The sequence below is a fragment of the Vibrio sp. S234-5 genome, from assembly GCF_000960595.1.
Taxonomy (GTDB): domain Bacteria; phylum Pseudomonadota; class Gammaproteobacteria; order Enterobacterales; family Vibrionaceae; genus Vibrio.
Map to the genome: position 1 here is coordinate 1 of NZ_JZAM01000110.1, position 416 is coordinate 416.

General features: G+C 49.3%; 1 protein-coding gene. It reads left to right on the top strand.

What is annotated here, in order from left to right; all coding sequences use genetic code 11:
• Window positions 1–77 precede the first annotated feature (77 nt).
• The gene (locus UF06_RS03725) at window positions 78–281 is read left to right on the top strand and encodes a hypothetical protein (RefSeq protein WP_045569245.1); all 204 of its coding nucleotides are present in this window, start codon (window positions 78–80) and stop codon (window positions 279–281) included.
• Window positions 282–416: the final 135 nt, after the last annotated feature.

The window sequence follows — 416 nt, forward strand, 5'->3', positions numbered from 1 at the left end:
CGTATTAGCAGGCGGTGGCAGGTGCGGATAGGAGTCAGTCCACTCAAGCGGGATAAAGATTCTCATAGAGGGCTTCGATGACTCATGCCTCTTTGGCTGGTAGAATTTTTGTCGCGATTCCACATCTATCCGTGAGCGGAGTGTTGATCGCTGTCAAAGCTAATCGTAAGGCGAAGGCGTACGGTTTTGAGGATGGTCTTGTGACGTTTCAGTCACGTCTCACACGTGCAGCAATCGATAACTCGGTGGTTTGGCAGTCGACTGACACGCAGAGTGATTAGTGTTGCGGCCTGAGGGAGGTAGTGAGAAGATGCATCATTCAAACGTCATTGCTGGAATACCCCTAGCACCACCGGGTACATTTCAAGAACCTGCAGACTGTTAGGTGATTTTAATAGCTATCTGCATGTCTAAAG